This window comes from Shigella sp. FC1567 (genome assembly GCF_001743015.1).
In the GTDB taxonomy this organism is placed as follows: Bacteria; Pseudomonadota; Gammaproteobacteria; order Enterobacterales; family Enterobacteriaceae; genus Escherichia; species Escherichia coli.
The window spans coordinates 1-17,253 of sequence record NZ_MIIV01000529.1; the positions used below are offsets into that span (position 1 = coordinate 1).

Genomic DNA, 17,253 nt, shown 5'->3' on the forward strand with positions numbered 1-17,253 from the left:
CGAACTCCGCCTTCGCAAAATAAGCGGAAGCCTGGCGAAGGATATCGTTACTGCGGCGCAGTTCACGATTTTCACGTTCCAGCTCTTTCAGACGCTGACGTTCAGCGGTGGTGAGCCCGCCATCACCGCCTCCGGTATCCCGCTCATGCTGGCGTACCCAGACACGCAGAGTCTCCGGTGTACAGCCAATCTTTGGGGCAATGGAACAAATTGCCGCCCACTGTGAGTCATATTCGCCCTGACTTTCCAGAACCATACGAATCGCCCTCTGACGGACTTCGGGGGAAAAACGAGTATTTTTAGTCATCCTGTTTACCTCTTTCTCAGGGAGTTTAGTCTCCAGGATTCCCGGGGCGGTTCAGCCAGACTAAGCGTGAAATGAACTGTTCCTGACAAACATCAGAAGCAAAGTAGCAGGTCAACGAGTTAAAGCGGTTTTCTGGCGGTGTCGGTTTTGTACGTTCTGCACCGCGCCACACCACATCATCAATGCGAGGAATACCCTGACCGGCAAGGCTGACGAGAATCTGATCACCAGGCGCAATATCCCACTCCTGCCAGCGCCTGACGGAACCAATATTCACCCGCTGGACTTTTTTATCATCCAGCATGACAGATGCGAGTGACGCAACCACCGATATTTTACCGCTCTTACCCACCGCAAACTGAATCGCCTTCACTTCGGCAACCTGAGCTACAGGTTGATATTTCCAGGCCACCAGCCACTCTGCCTGGCCCGGTAGCCAATGGCGGGATTCTGGCTCTTTCGCCGCTCGTACAACTACGCCATCGGTGACGAAGGGTAATTCCGCTTTCCACCACTCATTGCGTACGCGCGCAACTTCATCAGCATTTTTCACCGCACGGGTATACGTCTGCGTTAGAGTAAAACCTGCGGTAGCCAGCTCTTTTAAACGATCAGACATTAACTGCGGTCCATCCGGCCATGCCCAGACAAAAACGCCCAGAGAATTCAGCGTGTCGCTATCGTCCTGGCGCATCATCAAGCCAGCAACTTTTGCGCGGGCATTTATTCCCCCCATTTGTTGTTGGATATGCCCCTCGCGCTGGAGAAATATTTCCCCCTGAAGCGTACTGTTGGCTAAAGGCCCGCTAACGGTTTGCGGCACAGCGGAAATTAAGCTAACTTTCTGCGTCCAGTCCTCGCCTTTCAGGCCATTACCGCGACTGATTGCTTTGTTCAGTTTCCCGTCCCGATAAACCAGGGTTACCGCAACGCCATCAACTTTTGGCTGCACCCAAAGATCGCTACGTTCTCGCATCCACAGACTTAATGCGTTTTTATCCGCCATTTTGCGTACACCCGTATGGGCAACCGGATGCATAACCGCACCATTTAAAGGCGGCATCATCACGTCGCGGGGCTCGCTCACAAAGCAGCGTTGCCACTGCGTAAGACGGGCGCTTAACTGATCGTAAACACCGTCTTCCACCTCACTTTTTCCTTCCTTCCAGTAGTCATCGTCCCACTGTTTTATTTGCTGTTGCTGGCGGAAAATTTCTTCCTGTGCTCTGGCTGGCGACCAGGCCGGACAGACCGCCCACACAGATGATTGCCAGCACAAGATACTTATTAATATCGCCATCCATACTTTCATCTTCACCTCCGCTGTAGTCAGGCTGGCAGATATACAACGTGGTGAAGGCAAAGCCGAGTGGCAAAAACGGAGTCTGCGAGGACGCTTCCTGAGAATCGTCTTTATTGCAGTAAATCACAGGCAAATGCGGAAGCAGCTACGCAAAACGCAACAACTTTGCGCAAAAAGTGTGAGCAAGGGCTACGTCACATGGCCGCGCCGTGTATAATAAGCTCGTATGTAGGCTTTATTTCGCTAATCACATACGAAAGATACTCATGGCTCAAGGCACGCTTTATATTGTTTCTGCCCCCAGTGGCGCGGGTAAATCCAGCCTGATTCAGGCTTTATTAAAAACCCAACCGTTGTATGACACCCAGGTTTCTGTTTCACACACCACACGCCAACCGCGTCCTGGTGAAGTCCACGGTGAACATTATTTCTTTGTTAATCATGATGAATTTAAAGAAATGATTAGCAGAGATGCGTTCCTCGAACACGCAGAAGTTTTTGGTAATTACTATGGCACTTCGCGTGAGGCCATTGAGCAAGTACTGGCGACCGGTGTCGATGTTTTTCTCGATATCGACTGGCAGGGCGCGCAGCAAATTCGCCAGAAGATGCCGCACGCGCGGAGTATCTTTATTTTACCGCCGTCTAAAATTGAACTGGACCGCCGTCTACGCGGTCGCGGTCAGGACAGCGAAGAGGTCATTGCAAAGCGTATGGCGCAAGCTGTTGCAGAAATGAGCCATTACGACGAATATGATTACCTGATTGTGAATGATGACTTCGATACCGCGTTGACCGATTTGAAGACCATTATTCGCGCCGAACGTCTGCGCATGAGCCGCCAAAAGCAGCGTCATGACGCTTTAATCAGCAAATTGTTGGCAGACTGAACCTGATTTCAGTATCATGCCCAGTCATTTCTTCACCTGTGGAGCTTTTTAAGTATGGCACGCGTAACTGTTCAGGACGCTGTAGAGAAAATTGGTAACCGTTTTGACCTGGTACTGGTCGCCGCGCGTCGCGCTCGTCAGATGCAGGTAGGCGGAAAGGATCCGCTGGTACCGGAAGAAAACGATAAAACCACTGTAATCGCGCTGCGCGAAATCGAAGAAGGTCTGATCAACAACCAGATCCTCGACGTTCGCGAACGCCAGGAACAGCAAGAGCAGGAAGCCGCTGAATTACAAGCCGTTACCGCTATTGCTGAAGGTCGTCGTTAATCACAAAGCGGGTCGCCCTTGTATCTGTTTGAAAGCCTGAATCAACTGATTCAAACCTACCTGCCGGAAGACCAAATCAAGCGTCTGCGGCAGGCGTATCTCGTTGCACGTGATGCTCACGAGGGGCAAACACGTTCAAGCGGTGAACCCTATATCACGCACCCGGTAGCGGTTGCCTGCATTCTGGCCGAGATGAAACTCGACTATGAAACGCTGATGGCGGCGCTGCTGCATGACGTGATTGAAGATACTCCCGCCACCTACCAGGATATGGAACAGCTTTTTGGTAAAAGCGTCGCCGAGCTGGTAGAGGGGGTGTCGAAACTTGATAAACTCAAGTTCCGCGATAAGAAAGAGGCGCAGGCCGAAAACTTTCGCAAGATGATTATGGCGATGGTGCAGGATATCCGCGTCATCCTCATCAAACTTGCCGACCGTACCCACAACATGCGCACGCTGGGCTCACTTCGCCCGGACAAACGTCGCCGCATCGCCCGTGAAACTCTCGAAATTTACAGCCCGCTGGCGCACCGTTTAGGTATCCACCACATTAAAACCGAACTCGAAGAGCTGGGTTTTGAGGCGCTGTATCCCAACCGTTATCGCGTAATCAAAGAAGTGGTGAAAGCCGCGCGCGGCAACCGTAAAGAGATGATCCAGAAGATTCTTTCTGAAATCGAAGGGCGTTTGCAGGAAGCGGGAATACCGTGCCGCGTCAGTGGTCGCGAAAAGCATCTTTATTCGATTTACTGCAAAATGGTGCTCAAAGAGCAGCGTTTTCACTCAATCATGGACATCTACGCTTTCCGCGTGATCGTCAATGATTCTGACACCTGTTATCGCGTGCTGGGCCAGATGCACAGCCTGTACAAGCCGCGTCCGGGCCGCGTGAAAGACTATATCGCCATTCCAAAAGCGAACGGCTATCAGTCGTTGCACACCTCGATGATTGGCCCGCACGGCGTGCCGGTTGAGGTCCAGATCCGTACCGAAGATATGGATCAGATGGCGGAGATGGGTGTTGCCGCGCACTGGGCTTATAAAGAGCACGGCGAAACCAGTACTACCGCACAAATACGCGCCCAGCGCTGGATGCAAAGCCTGCTGGAGCTGCAACAGAGCGCCGGTAGTTCGTTTGAATTTATCGAGAGCGTTAAATCCGATCTCTTCCCGGATGAGATTTACGTTTTCACACCGGAAGGGCGCATTGTCGAGCTGCCTGCCGGTGCAACGCCCGTCGACTTCGCTTATGCAGTGCATACCGATATCGGCCATGCCTGCGTGGGCGCACGCGTCGACCGCCAGCCTTACCCGCTGTCGCAGCCGCTTACTAGCGGTCAGACCGTTGAAATCATTACCGCTCCGGGCGCTCGCCCGAATGCCGCTTGGCTGAACTTTGTCGTTAGCTCGAAAGCGCGCGCCAAAATTCGTCAGTTGCTGAAAAACCTCAAGCGTGATGATTCTGTAAGCCTGGGCCGTCGTCTGCTCAACCATGCTTTGGGTGGTAGCCGTAAGCTCAATGAAATCCCGCAGGAAAATATTCAGCGCGAGCTGGATCGCATGAAGCTGGCAACGCTTGACGATCTGCTGGCAGAAATCGGCCTTGGTAACGCAATGAGCGTGGTGGTCGCGAAAAATCTACAACATGGGGACGCCTCCATTCCACCGGCGACTCAAAGCCACGGGCATCTGCCGATCAAAGGCGCGGATGGCGTGCTGATCACCTTTGCGAAATGCTGCCGCCCTATTCCTGGCGACCCGATTATCGCCCACGTCAGCCCCGGTAAAGGTCTGGTGATCCACCATGAATCCTGCCGTAACATCCGTGGCTACCAGAAAGAGCCAGAGAAGTTTATGGCTGTGGAATGGGATAAAGAGACGGCGCAGGAGTTCATCACCGAAATCAAGGTGGAGATGTTCAATCATCAGGGTGCGCTGGCAAACCTGACGGCGGCAATTAACACCACGACTTCGAATATTCAAAGTTTGAATACGGAAGAGAAAGATGGTCGCGTCTACAGCGCCTTTATTCGTCTGACCGCTCGTGACCGTGTGCATCTGGCGAATATCATGCGCAAAATCCGCGTGATGCCAGACGTGATTAAAGTCACCCGAAACCGAAATTAATGTTTTATGAACCCAACACGTTATGCACGCATCTGCGAAATGCTCGCCAGGCGGCAGCCTGATCTGACCGTCTGCATGGAGCAGGTCCACAAACCTCATAACGTTTCTGCGATTATTCGTACCGCAGATGCCGTTGGCGTACATGAAGTTCACGCCGTCTGGCCTGGTAGCCGCATGCGCACCATGGCTTCGGCAGCGGCGGGTAGTAACAGCTGGGTACAGGTGAAAACACACCGCACCATTGGCGATGCCGTCGCTCATCTCAAAGGCCAGGGCATGCAGATTCTGGCAACCCATCTTTCTGATAACGCTGTCGATTTCCGCGAAATTGATTACACTCGCCCGACCTGCATTTTGATGGGACAGGAGAAAACGGGCATCACGCAGGAAGCATTGGCCCTGGCGGATCAGGACATCATCATTCCGATGATCGGCATGGTGCAGTCGCTGAATGTTTCCGTTGCCTCAGCCCTCATTCTTTACGAAGCCCAGCGTCAGCGGCAAAATGCAGGCATGTACCTGCGTGAAAACAGCATGTTGCCGGAAGCAGAGCAACAACGCCTGTTGTTTGAAGGCGGCTATCCGGTGCTGGCGAAAGTCGCAAAACGCAAAGGCCTGCCTTATCCCCACGTCAATCAGCAAGGCGAGATCGAAGCTGATGCCGACTGGTGGGCTACTATGCAGGCTGCAGGGTAAGTGCCATGACAGGTCGCCTGTTAGATGCTGTCCCACTCAGTTCCCTAACGGGCGTTGGCGCAGCACTTAGTAACAAACTGGCGAAAATCAACCTGCATACCGTGCAGGATCTACTCTTACACCTTCCCCTGCGCTACGAAGATCGCACCCATCTCTACCCCATCGGAGAACTACTGCCGGGCGTTTATGCCACGGTGGAAGGCGAAGTGCTGAACTGCAATATCTCCTTCGGCGGTCGGCGGATGATGACCTGCCAGATCAGCGACGGTTCCGGCATCCTCACCATGCGCTTTTTCAATTTCAGCGCGGCAATGAAAAATAGCCTGGCGACGGGCCGCCGTGTACTGGCTTATGGCGAAGCAAAGCGCGGTAAATATGGTGCGGAGATGATCCACCCGGAATACCGCGTGCAGGGCGATCTCAGCACGCCAGAATTACAGGAAACGCTCACGCCGGTTTATCCAACAACGGAAGGCGTAAAGCAGGCCACGCTGCGTAAATTAACCGACCAGGCGCTGGATCTGCTCGACACCTGCGCCATTGAAGAACTCCTGCCGCCGGAACTGTCACAAGGAATGATGACGCTACCGGAAGCGTTGCGCACTTTGCACCGCCCGCCACCGACGCTACAGCTTAGCGATCTGGAAACCGGGCAGCATCCGGCGCAACGTCGTCTGATTCTGGAAGAACTGCTGGCGCACAACCTCAGCATGTTAGCCTTACGTGCCGGAGCACAGCGTTTTCATGCCCAGCCGCTGAGCGCCAATGATGCGCTGAAAAATAAACTCCTCGCAGCCTTACCGTTCAAGCCAACGGGCGCACAGGCACGCGTAGTGGCGGAGATCGAGCGCGATATGGCGCTGGATGTGCCGATGATGCGCCTGGTACAGGGCGATGTAGGTTCCGGTAAAACGCTGGTCGCCGCCCTCGCCGCGCTGCGTGCGATTGCCCACGGCAAACAGGTGGCATTGATGGCACCAACCGAATTACTCGCCGAACAGCACGCCAATAACTTCCGCAACTGGTTTGAACCGCTCGGTATCGAAGTGGGCTGGCTCGCCGGTAAGCAGAAAGGCAAAGCGCGACTGTCTCAGCAGGAAGCCATCGCCAGCGGTCAGGTGCAGATGATTGTTGGTACGCACGCCATCTTCCAGGAACAGGTGCAGTTTAACGGTCTGGCGCTGGTGATTATCGACGAACAACATCGCTTTGGCGTGCATCAGCGTCTGGCGTTATGGGAGAAAGGCCAGCAGCAAGGCTTCCATCCGCATCAGTTGATCATGACCGCCACGCCGATCCCCCGCACGCTGGCAATGACGGCGTATGCCGATCTCGATACCTCGGTGATAGATGAGCTGCCGCCAGGCCGCACGCCAGTGACTACGGTCGCTATTCCTGATACCCGCCGTACCGACATCATTGACCGCGTGCGCCATGCCTGCATAACTGAAGGTCGTCAGGCGTACTGGGTTTGTACGTTGATTGAAGAGTCAGAGTTACTGGAAGCGCAGGCGGCGGAAGCTACCTGGGAAGAGTTGAAACTGGCGCTACCAGAATTGAATGTTGGCCTGGTACACGGGCGGATGAAACCAGCCGAGAAACAGGCGGTGATGGCGTCGTTTAAACAAGGTGAGCTACATCTGCTGGTTGCCACTACCGTTATTGAAGTCGGTGTTGATGTGCCTAACGCCAGCCTGATGATTATCGAAAACCCTGAGCGTCTGGGTCTGGCGCAGTTACACCAGCTGCGCGGGCGCGTAGGTCGTGGCGCGGTGGCTTCTCACTGCGTGCTGCTCTACAAAACGCCGCTTTCTAAAACGGCGCAAATTCGCCTGCAAGTGCTGCGCGACAGTAACGACGGTTTTGTGATTGCGCAAAAAGATCTGGAGATTCGCGGCCCTGGCGAATTGTTAGGCACGCGTCAGACGGGTAATGCTGAATTTAAAGTGGCGGATTTACTGCGCGATCAGGCGATGATCCCGGAAGTTCAGCGCCTGGCGCGACATATTCACGAACGTTACCCACAACAGGCAAAAGCCTTGATAGAACGCTGGATGCCGGAGACAGAACGTTACTCGAATGCGTAAAAGGCGGCGGTGAGAAGACCGCCGCTTCATCGGTTAACCGGCAAAAATCGGCAACATCAAATACAACTTAATTACCAGCGCATTGACGATATCGATAAAGAACGCACCGACCATCGGCACCACCAAAAACGCCATGTGCGACGGGCCAAAGCGTTCAGTGATCGCCTGCATGTTGGCGATTGCCGTTGGCGTTGCACCGAGGCCAAAACCACAGTGACCCGCAGCCAGCACTGCCGCATCGTAGTTTTTGCCCATCATGCGCCAGGTAACGAAGATGGCATACAACGCCATGAAGATGGTCTGTACCACCAGAATCGCCAGCATCGGCAGCGCCAGCGAAGCCAGCTCCCACAGTTTCAGCCCCATCAACGCCATCGCCAGGAACAACGACAAGCTTACGTTACCCAGCACGGATACCGCACGCTCAAAGACGCGGTAAAAGCCCATTATTGACAGACCGTTGCTCAGAATCACGCCAACAAACAGTACACAGACGAAGGTCGGCAGTTCAAAAGCAGTGCCAGCCAAAAGTTGCGCAACAATTTTCCCCACCGTCAGGCAGATAGCAATCAGCGCGATAGTTTCAATCAGCACCAACGAGGTGATCATGCGTCCCACATCCGGCTTTTCAAACGCCGTCGGGACTTCCTGGTCATCCGGAATACCGTTCGGCGTGGTGGAGTGTTTCACCAGATAGCGCGCCACCGGACCGCCAATCAAGCCGCCCAGCACCAGACCGAACGTTGCACAGGCCATCGCCACTTCCGTCGCATTGGTGAAGCCATAACGTTCAATGAACAATTTACTCCACGCAGCGCCCGTACCGTGACCGCCGGAAAGCGTAATAGAACCGGCCAACAGCCCCATCAGCGGATCAAGCCCTAACAGGCTAGCCATACCAATGCCAATGGCATTTTGCATCACCAACAGACCAACAACCACAATCAAGAAGATGCCAACCACACGCCCACCGGCACGCAAACTGGCAATGTTGGCGTTCAGGCCAATGGTGGCGAAGAAAGCCAGCATTAACGGATCGCGCAGGGACATATCAAAGTTGACTTCCCAGCCCATGCTTTTTTTCAGTACTAGTAGCGCCAGCGCCACCAACAAACCACCCGCAACAGGTTCCGGTATGGTGTATTTCTTCAAAAAGGAGACGGAATGGACCAACTTACGCCCGAGCAGCAACGTCAGCGTTGCGGCAACAAGCGTTGCTAAAGTATCGAGATGAAACATAGTTACTCCTTTGTATCCGCATCACTCTTTCATACTCGTCATACTTCATCGCGCAGTGGCAACTTCATGAACTATGACGGGTATCGAGTTATGCTTTCCTGGGTCAAATTCTCAGCTGTTAATGAACAAATGGCATGGATTTTAAGCAGAAAAATACCAAAAGTTATATAAAAAAGTGCATTTATCTCATTTAAATATTTAGATGAGGATGTGGCAAACGTTTGCTTTTCTCTTTCGGTCAGCTAAAATGCCCGCTTTGCTACCACGGGATTGTTTTCGATGTCTGTTTCCACCCTCGAGTCAGAAAATGCGCAACCGGTTGCGCAGACTCAAAACAGCGAACTGATTTACCGTCTTGAAGATCGTCCGCCGCTTCCTCAAACCCTGTTTGCCGCCTGTCAGCATCTGCTGGCGATGTTCGTTGCGGTGATCACGCCAGCGCTATTAATCTGCCAGGCGCTGGGTTTACCGGCACAAGACACGCAACACATTATTAGTATGTCGCTGTTTGCCTCCGGTGTGGCATCGATTATTCAAATTAAGACCTGGGGTCCGGTTGGCTCCGGGCTGTTGTCTATTCAGGGCACCAGCTTCAACTTTGTTGCCCCGCTGATTATGGGCGGTACCGCGCTGAAAACCGGTGGTGCTGATGTTCCTACCATGATGGCGGCTTTGTTCGGCACGTTGATGCTGGCAAGTTGCACCGAGATGGTGATCTCCCGCGTTCTGCATCTGGCGCGCCGCATTATTACGCCGCTGGTTTCTGGCGTTGTGGTGATGATTATCGGCCTGTCGCTAATTCAGGTTGGGTTAACGTCCATTGGCGGCGGTTACGCAGCCATGAGCGATAACACCTTCGGCGCACCGAAAAATCTGCTGCTGGCAGGCGTGGTCTTAGCCTTAATTATCCTGCTTAACCGTCAACGTAACCCTTACTTACGCGTGGCCTCACTGGTGATTGCGATGGCGGCCGGATATGCGCTGGCGTGGTTTATGGGCATGTTGCCAGAAAGCAACGAACCGATGACGCAAGAACTGATTATGGTGCCAACGCCGCTCTATTACGGTCTTGGCATTGAATGGAGTCTGCTGCTGCCGCTGATGCTGGTCTTTATGATCACTTCGCTGGAAACCATTGGCGATATCACGTCGACCTCTGACGTTTCCGAACAGCCAGTGTCCGGTCCGCTGTACATGAAACGCCTGAAAGGCGGCGTGCTGGCAAACGGCCTGAACTCGTTTGTTTCGGCGGTGTTTAACACCTTCCCGAACTCCTGCTTCGGGCAAAACAACGGAGTGATCCAGTTGACTGGTGTTGCCAGCCGCTATGTCGGTTTTGTCGTCGCGCTGATGTTGATCGTGCTGGGTCTGTTCCCGGCAGTGAGCGGTTTTGTACAACACATTCCAGAACCGGTTCTGGGCGGCGCAACGCTTGTAATGTTTGGCACCATCGCCGCCTCCGGTGTGCGTATCGTTTCTCGTGAGCCGCTGAACCGTCGGGCGATTCTGATTATCGCGCTGTCGCTGGCGGTTGGTCTGGGCGTGTCTCAGCAGCCGCTGATTTTGCAGTTTGCCCCTGAATGGCTGAAAAACCTGCTCTCCTCCGGGATCGCCGCGGGCGGTATTACTGCCATCGTGCTGAATCTGATTTTCCCACCAGAAAAACAGTAATTCACTGGCGGCGGTAAGATAATTACCGCCGCAGTCTCACCTCTTTCACCATTCCCGCCTTGAGGATTGCGCGTAAATCGTGCATAACTCTCTTATGTGCATTTCACGGAATGGAAGACCATGAAATTTATTGGGAAGCTGCTTCTCTACATTCTCATCGCTCTGTTAGTGGTGATCGCTGGCCTCTATTTTCTTCTGCAAACCCGCTGGGGAGCAGAACATATCAGCGCATGGGTTTCCGAGAATAGCGACTATCATCTGGCCTTCGGGGCGATGGATCACCGTTTTTCCGCGCCATCTCATATCGTGCTGGAGAATGTCACGTTTGGTCGTGATGGTCAGCCCGCGACCCTGGTGGCCAAAAGTGTCGACATTGCGCTAAGCAGTCGGCAACTGACCGAACCACGCCATGTCGATACCATCCTGCTGGAAAACGGGACGCTGAATCTCACCGACCAGACCGCGCCGCTACCGTTCAAAGCCGATCGTCTGCAACTGCGTGATATGGCGTTTAATAGCCCGAATAGCGAATGGAAACTGAGCGCGCAGCGGGTAAATGGCGGCGTAGTTCCGTGGTCACCAAAAGCCGGTAAAGTGCTGGGTACGAAGGCGCAGATTCAGTTTAGTGCCGGATCGCTTTCGCTCAATGATGTTCCTGCCACCAATGTACTGATTGAAGGCAGTATTGATAACGATCGCGTTACGCTGACTAACCTGGGTGCCGACATCGCCCGCGGGACATTAACCGGAAACGCGCAGCGTAACGCCGACGGCAGCTGGCAAGTGGAAAACCTGCGCATGGCGGATATACGTCTACAAAGCGAAAAATCGCTAACCGACTTCTTTGCGCCATTACGCTCTGTCCCGTCGTTGCAGATTGGTCGCCTGGAAGTGATCGATGCTCATTTGCAAGGTCCGGACTGGGCGGTGACCGACCTCGATCTCAGCTTGCGCAACATGACCTTCAGTAAAGATGACTGGCAGACACAAGAAGGCAAACTGTTGATGAACGCTAGCGAGTTCATTTATGGTTCGCTGCATTTATTTGACCCGATTATAAACGCGGAATTTTCCCCGCAGGGCGTAGCGCTGCGCCAGTTCACCAGCCGCTGGGAAGGGGGTATGGTCAGAACGTCAGGGAACTGGCTGCGTGACGGGAAAACGTTGATCCTTGATGATGCGGCAATTGCCGGGCTGGAATATACCTTGCCGAAAAACTGGCAACAGTTGTGGATGGAAACGACACCCGGTTGGTTAAACAGCCTGCAACTGAAGAGATTTAGCGCCAGCCGCAATCTGATCATTGATATCGACCCTGACTTCCCGTGGCAGCTCACCACGCTCGATGGTTACGGTGCCAACCTGACGCTGGTTACCGATCATAAATGGGGCGTCTGGAGTGGCTCGGCGAATCTGAATGCCGCCGCCGCGACATTCAATCGTGTTGATGTTCGTCGCCCGTCGCTGGCGCTGACCGCCAACAGCAGCACGGTGAATATCAGCGAACTGAGTGCATTTACTGAAAAAGGCATTCTGGAAGCCACTGCCAGTGTTTCACAAACGCCACAACGTCAGACCCATATCAGCCTGAATGGACGCGGTGTGCCGGTGAATATTTTGCAACAATGGGGATGGCCTGAATTACCGTTGACTGGCGACGGCAATATTCAGCTTACCGCCAGTGGAGATATTCAGGCCAATGCCCCGCTGAAACCTACGGTTAGCGGGCAATTGCATGCCGTGAACGCCGCAAAGCAGCAAGTGACTCAAACCATGAATGCTGGCATCGTTTCCAGCGGTGAAGTTACGTCGGCAGAGCTGGTGCAGTAAACATCAATCTCGCCGGGTACGACTCAGACGTACCCGGCATTCCATCAATAGATTACAACGTAATTGTCAGCGCATTCCCTTGAGGCTTCACCACCAGCCCCTGCTCACTTTCAGCCTGCGAACCGTCTTGCAGACCATTTACTTTCACAACATTGCGCAGGCACAGTGTCCAGTTCTTCGCCTCGCCCGCACCAGTCACAGTAATCGTGTTGCCAGTACGTGCTGCTTTTAAAGTAAAGATCACCGATCCGTCAGCAGCGGGCACTTCACAGACGGCTTCATGCCCGTCTTGCAGATTAAAGAGGTGGAATGCCGTGCCTTCGTGCCACGCGTAATCGGGACGTTGATCGTTGTTGCCCAGCGCCAGTAGGGTGTTATCACGCACATAAATGGGCAGACTCAGGAAGCTGTGCTGCTGTTTATGCCAGCAACGACCGTCGAGCTCATCGTTGTGCCACAGGTGTGTCCAGCGACCTTCCGGCAGGTAGAACTGCACATCGCCCGCTTCAGTGAACACCGGCGCAACCATCACGTTGTCGCCTAACATGTATTGACGGTCAAGGTAATCACAAGCCGGATCGTCCGGGAACTCCATCATCATGGCCCGCATCATCGGCGTACCCCGCGCGTTTGCACGCGCAGCTTCACGATACAGATACGGCATCATGCGGCATTTCAGTTGCGTGAAGAAGCGCACCACATCACAGGACTCATCATCGTAGGCCCACGGCACACGATAAGATTTGCTACCGTGTAAACGGCTATGGCTGGAGAGCAAACCAAACGCGCACCAGCATTTGTAAACGTGCGCCGGAGCGGTATTTTCAAAGCCGCCGATATAGTGGCTCCAGAAGCCAAAACCTGAAAGGCCAATAGACAAACCACCGCGCAGGCTTTCCGCCATTGATTCGTAGTTAGCGTAACAATCGCCACCCCAGTGTACCGGGAATTTCTGCGCACCGACGGAGGCCGAGCGGGCAAACAAGACAGCTTCTTCCTCACCAACGGTGTCCTTGAGCACGTTCCACACCAGTTCGTTGTAGATGTGCGCATAATGGTTATGCATTTTCTGCGGATCGGAACCGTCAAACCACTGAACATCAGTTGGGATACGTTCGCCAAAGTCGGTCTTAAAGCAATCAACGCCCATCGCGACCAGACCTTTCAGTTTGTCGGCGTACCATTTGCAGGCATCCGGATTGGTAAAGTCATAAATCGCCAGACCTGGCTGCCATTTATCCCACTGCCATAGCGAACCGTCCGGGCGTTTGAGTAAATAGCCTTTCTCTTGTAACTCTTTAAAGACGGGGGATTTTTGACCGATATAGGGGTTAATCCAGACGCAGATTTTCAGCCCTTTCGCTTTCAGGCGGCGGATCATCCCTTCCGGGTCCGGGAAAGTCAGCGGGTCCCACTCAAAATCGCACCACTGGAAGGCTTTCATCCAGAAACAGTCAAAGTGGAAAACATGCAGCGGCAGATTGCGTTCCGCCATACCATCGATAAAGCTGTTTACCGTCGCTTCGTCGTAGTTGGTGGTAAATGAAGTGGTTAGCCACAGGCCGAAGGACCATGCGGGCGGCAGCGCCGGACGACCAGTAAAACGGGTATAACGATCAAGTACCGCTTTCGGCGTCGGACCGTCGATAACAAAGTATTCGAGATATTCGCTCTCAACGCTGAACTGCACTTTGGAGACTTTCTCCGATCCCACTTCAAAAGAGACACTCTGGGGGTGATTGACCAGCACCCCATAGCCACGGTTAGTCATATAGAACGGGATATTTTTATACGCCTGTTCAGTACTTGTGCCGCCGTCCCGGTTCCAGGTCTCTACCGTCTGACCATTGCGCACCAGGGCAGTAAAACGCTCTCCCAGACCATAAACTGTTTCGCCAACGCCAAGATCAAGCCGCTCAAACATATAATTTCGTTGATTATTCGTGTCCTGACCGGTAATACGTTCACCGTTGCGCAGAAAATCGAGTGACCAGAACTCACCTTTGCTGACACGCGCGCTTAAGTTGCCACTTTTAAACTCAGCATAACGTTCTGTGTTTTCGATTGTGACCTTCACGTCCTGCAAAATATTGAGCGGATAATGAGGACCGTTATTCAGCGCTCCCTGAAAATGCTCAATCCGCACACCGACAATACCTTCCTGTGGGGAGAAAAAGCGCAGCGTAAATAAAGGCGTATCAAGCTGCCAGGTACGTTCACGCACATCACGGGGGGCAGCATAGACCACCATTTCATTATCCTGCTGTTCAACCTCGAACACCTGAAGCGGGTGAATCAAATTGAGGCCAGGTTGAATCAACCAGTTTCCATCGCTAATTTTCATTGCCGTTCCTTAGTTCTGCACTTCTTGAGAGGTGAATTGTTGCTGGCAACGGCGTTTACCCTGAGCCAGCTGTTCCATAACGGTTTTCAGATTGTGCGTCGTGAGTGAGTAGTAGCGTTTAGCGATAATCGCGCTCAGCAAATAACAGATCGCCGGAACAATCGTGAATAGCGCAATAATGATGCTAATCGTGGCGCTGTTCTGCGCTTTTTCTGCCGCATCATATCCGCCATAAGCCAGCATCCAGCCGATAAGAGCGCCGCCGAAGGCCAACCCCAGTTTGAGCACAAACAGCGTGCCAGCAAAACTGATCCCGGTCAGGCGTTTACCATTGCACCACTCGCCGTAGTCGACGGTATCGGACATCATTACCCACTGGATAGGTGTCACCAGTTGATGCAACACACCAATCACGAAGATGAAGACAAACATAGTGATGCTGGCCTGCATGGGAACAAAGAACATCGCGAGGCTAATCACTGCCAGCAGGGCGTTCGTCCACCAGAAGATAGTGACTTTACATTTCCAGTCGGTCAGAGGTTTTGCCAGTGCGGAACCAATCAGGTTACCCACGCAATAAGTGGTGAGAAAAGCGACAAACACTTCCGGCGTGCCCAAAATCCATGTGACGTAATACATCATCGCCCCACCGAGTACGCACACCGCCAGGATATTGAAAATGGTTAGTAAACCGACAATCCGCCACTGGTCGTTTTGCCAGATATCACGTAAATCTTCCCGCATAGACGTTGTTGTAGGTGGTGCTTCAACGCGTTCTTTAGTGGTGAAGAAACAAAATGCCAGCATCATGAATGCCACCACGGAAAGGACCGCGATACCGCCCTGGAAACCGAGTGGTTTATTATCACCGCCAATTAAATTAACCAGTGGCATCATCAGAACAGTAGAAAGCATGCCTCCCGCGGTCGCCAGCACAAAACGCCAGGATTGCAGCGAGATACGCTGAGTCGGGTCATTGGTGATTACACCACCCAATGCGCAGTAAGGGATATTGACGACGGTATAAAGTAAGGTAAGTAGGGTGTAAGTAATTGCTGCATAGATCATTTTGCCGTTCATACTGAGATCTGGCGTGCTATAGGCCAGTACACAGACGATCCCGAATGGCAGTGCGCCAAACAGTACCCACGGACGAAATTTACCCCAGCGAGAGCGCGTTCGATCGGCCAACAACCCCATGCAAGGATCGGAAATCGCATCCAGTGCACGAGCGACCAAAAACATGGTTCCGACAAAACCGGCAGGAATGCCAAAAATATCGGTATAAAAGAACATCATATATAACATTACGTTATCGAAAATAATGTGGCTGGCGGCGTCTCCCATGCCATAACCAATTTTCTCTTTAACGGACAACACTTCACTCTTCATCTGCTTTTCCTTGATGCTATAGGGGTGCTGAGACCGATAACGCATTTTGTAAACCATCCCTGTGAGAGCGAATATTCCGATATCTGGTTATTAATTTATGATTCTTGTTTTATGTGATCGTGGTAGCGTTAATTCCGCTCATATGTCATTGTAAAATATGAGTTTTATATGAACTATAATGCTTTCGTGATAATACGCTGCGTGTATTAGGCGGAAAAAACTGATCTGGGGGATGTAGAAACTCAAGGAAGTAGCTATAATGCGCCCCGCCTCCATGTAGCAATCGAGGCGCGGAAGATCGTCGTCTCCGGTGAGGCGGCTGGACTTCAAATCCAGTTGGGGCCGCCAGCGGTCCCGGACAGGTTCGACTCCTGTGATCTTCCGCCAAAATGCCTCTTCTGACGTTCTCCAACCCCTTGTAATACTGTCAATCCAGATATTTTCTACTGCTCAATATTCAATCGGCTTCAGGAATACCTGGTCTAAGGTTTTGTGATGGACGATGAGCGGCTGAAGAATCCGCCTGTCGGTTCTTCTGTCCTCGAACGCATCCGCGATATGCGCGCCAGCATGTGCCGTGTTTATTTGCAGGTGATTTGCCCCCTGCTGGCTCTCAGCCAACTGTATCGCCATTAAGGTGAAGATGTTGTTTTACACGCTCCATAACACCCTTTTTTATACGACTATTCGGTAATGACTCCAACTTACTGATAGTGTTTTATGTTCAGATAATGCCCGATGACCTTGTCATGCAGCTCCACCGATTTTGAGAACGACAGTGACTTCCATCCCAGCCTTGCCAGATGTTGTCTCAGATTCAGATTATGTCGCTCAATGCGCTGAGTGTAACGCTTGCTGATAACGTGCAGCTTTCCCTTCAGGCGTGATTCATACAGCGGCCAGCCATCCGTCATCCATACCACGACCTCAAAGGCCGACAGCAGGCTCAGAAGACGCTCCAGTGTGGCCAGAGTGCGTTCACCGAAGACGTGCGCCACAACCGTCCTCCGTATCCTGTCATACGCGTAAAACAGCCA

The 17,253-nt window shown here is 52.8% G+C and carries 11 protein-coding genes, 1 tRNA gene and 3 pseudogenes; 9 read left to right on the forward strand and 6 right to left on the reverse strand.

What is annotated here, in order from left to right:
• Positions 1 to 307 (reverse strand): transposase (locus BHE85_RS24620; protein WP_032219445.1); only part of this gene is annotated, 307 nt, incomplete at its 3' end.
• Between the two features lie 52 nt (positions 308 to 359).
• A pseudogene (gene ligB / locus BHE85_RS24625) lies at positions 360 to 1,619 on the reverse strand (NAD-dependent DNA ligase LigB); the annotation flags it as partial.
• 257 nt (positions 1,620 to 1,876) lie between these two features.
• Here ligB and gmk point away from each other — a divergent pair.
• From gmk to recG, 5 genes are read left to right on the forward strand one after another with little or no spacing between them, the layout of a single operon-like run.
• Positions 1,877 to 2,500, forward strand: coding sequence for a guanylate kinase (gene gmk, locus BHE85_RS24630; RefSeq protein WP_004987327.1), 624 nt, complete (start codon positions 1,877 to 1,879; stop codon positions 2,498 to 2,500).
• 54 nt (positions 2,501 to 2,554) lie between these two features.
• Complete coding sequence (gene rpoZ, locus BHE85_RS24635; protein WP_000135058.1) at positions 2,555 to 2,830, forward strand: DNA-directed RNA polymerase subunit omega; 276 nt, start codon at positions 2,555 to 2,557, stop codon at positions 2,828 to 2,830.
• Between the two features lie 18 nt (positions 2,831 to 2,848).
• Positions 2,849 to 4,957: a bifunctional GTP diphosphokinase/guanosine-3',5'-bis pyrophosphate 3'-pyrophosphohydrolase gene (spoT, locus tag BHE85_RS24640; protein WP_000280488.1), complete on the forward strand. Its 2,109-nt coding sequence runs from the start codon at positions 2,849 to 2,851 to the stop codon at positions 4,955 to 4,957.
• A gap of 6 nt (positions 4,958 to 4,963) precedes the next feature.
• Positions 4,964 to 5,653 carry a tRNA (guanosine(18)-2'-O)-methyltransferase TrmH gene (trmH, locus tag BHE85_RS24645; protein WP_001070177.1) on the forward strand — a complete coding sequence of 230 codons (690 nt, stop codon included), beginning with the start codon at positions 4,964 to 4,966 and terminating at the stop codon, positions 5,651 to 5,653.
• Between the two features lie 5 nt (positions 5,654 to 5,658).
• Positions 5,659 to 7,740 carry an ATP-dependent DNA helicase RecG gene (recG, locus tag BHE85_RS24650; RefSeq protein ID WP_000147776.1) on the forward strand — a complete coding sequence of 694 codons (2,082 nt, stop codon included), beginning with the start codon at positions 5,659 to 5,661 and terminating at the stop codon, positions 7,738 to 7,740.
• Between the two features lie 33 nt (positions 7,741 to 7,773).
• On the opposite strand, the gene gltS is transcribed toward recG, so the two are convergent.
• Positions 7,774 to 8,979 carry a sodium/glutamate symporter gene (gltS, locus tag BHE85_RS24655; RefSeq protein ID WP_000468833.1) on the reverse strand — a complete coding sequence of 402 codons (1,206 nt, stop codon included), beginning with the start codon at positions 8,977 to 8,979 and terminating at the stop codon, positions 7,774 to 7,776.
• 279 nt (positions 8,980 to 9,258) lie between these two features.
• Here gltS and xanP point away from each other — a divergent pair, with 279 nt between their 5' ends.
• Complete coding sequence (gene xanP / locus BHE85_RS24660) at positions 9,259 to 10,650, forward strand: xanthine/proton symporter XanP (protein ID WP_004987485.1); 1,392 nt, start codon at positions 9,259 to 9,261, stop codon at positions 10,648 to 10,650.
• Between the two features lie 120 nt (positions 10,651 to 10,770).
• Positions 10,771 to 12,480, forward strand: coding sequence for an AsmA family protein (locus BHE85_RS24665; RefSeq protein WP_004987499.1), 1,710 nt, complete (start codon positions 10,771 to 10,773; stop codon positions 12,478 to 12,480).
• A 52-nt stretch (positions 12,481 to 12,532) separates the two neighbouring features.
• Here BHE85_RS24665 and yicI read toward each other — a convergent pair whose 3' ends face one another.
• Together yicI and BHE85_RS24675 are read right to left on the reverse strand one after the other, a co-directional pair.
• The gene (gene yicI / locus BHE85_RS24670) at positions 12,533 to 14,824 is read right to left on the reverse strand and encodes an alpha-xylosidase (RefSeq protein ID WP_000702879.1); all 2,292 of its coding nucleotides are present in this window, start codon (positions 14,822 to 14,824) and stop codon (positions 12,533 to 12,535) included.
• Between the two features lie 9 nt (positions 14,825 to 14,833).
• Entirely contained in the window at positions 14,834 to 16,216 is a 1,383-nt protein-coding gene (locus BHE85_RS24675; protein ID WP_000834432.1) for a glycoside-pentoside-hexuronide family transporter, read from the reverse strand.
• A 292-nt stretch (positions 16,217 to 16,508) separates the two neighbouring features.
• Here BHE85_RS24675 and BHE85_RS24680 point away from each other — a divergent pair.
• Together BHE85_RS24680 and rhuM are read left to right on the forward strand one after the other, a co-directional pair.
• A tRNA-Sec gene (locus BHE85_RS24680) sits at positions 16,509 to 16,603 on the forward strand.
• A gap of 78 nt (positions 16,604 to 16,681) precedes the next feature.
• Positions 16,682 to 16,810, forward strand: a pseudogene (rhuM, locus tag BHE85_RS24685) (RhuM family protein); the annotation flags it as partial.
• Positions 16,811 to 16,920: 110 nt separating this feature from the next.
• Here the strand turns inward: rhuM and BHE85_RS24690 are convergent.
• Positions 16,921 to 17,253, reverse strand: a pseudogene (locus tag BHE85_RS24690) (IS1-like element IS1X2 family transposase); the annotation flags it as partial.

Excerpts from the sequence above, each read along its gene's own strand:
- yicI (WP_000702879.1), bottom strand. The coding sequence starts at position 14,824 with ATGAAAATTAGCGATGGAAACTGGTTGATTCAACCTGGCCTCAATTTG.
- xanP (WP_004987485.1), top strand. The coding sequence starts at position 9,259 with ATGTCTGTTTCCACCCTCGAGTCAGAAAATGCGCAACCGGTTGCGCAG.
- trmH (WP_001070177.1), top strand. The coding sequence starts at position 4,964 with ATGAACCCAACACGTTATGCACGCATCTGCGAAATGCTCGCCAGGCGG.
- recG (WP_000147776.1), top strand. The coding sequence starts at position 5,659 with ATGACAGGTCGCCTGTTAGATGCTGTCCCACTCAGTTCCCTAACGGGC.
- gltS (WP_000468833.1), bottom strand. The coding sequence starts at position 8,979 with ATGTTTCATCTCGATACTTTAGCAACGCTTGTTGCCGCAACGCTGACG.
- BHE85_RS24665 (WP_004987499.1), top strand. The coding sequence starts at position 10,771 with ATGAAATTTATTGGGAAGCTGCTTCTCTACATTCTCATCGCTCTGTTA.
- rpoZ (WP_000135058.1), top strand. The coding sequence starts at position 2,555 with ATGGCACGCGTAACTGTTCAGGACGCTGTAGAGAAAATTGGTAACCGT.
- BHE85_RS24675 (WP_000834432.1), bottom strand. The coding sequence starts at position 16,216 with ATGAAGAGTGAAGTGTTGTCCGTTAAAGAGAAAATTGGTTATGGCATG.
- gmk (WP_004987327.1), top strand. The coding sequence starts at position 1,877 with ATGGCTCAAGGCACGCTTTATATTGTTTCTGCCCCCAGTGGCGCGGGT.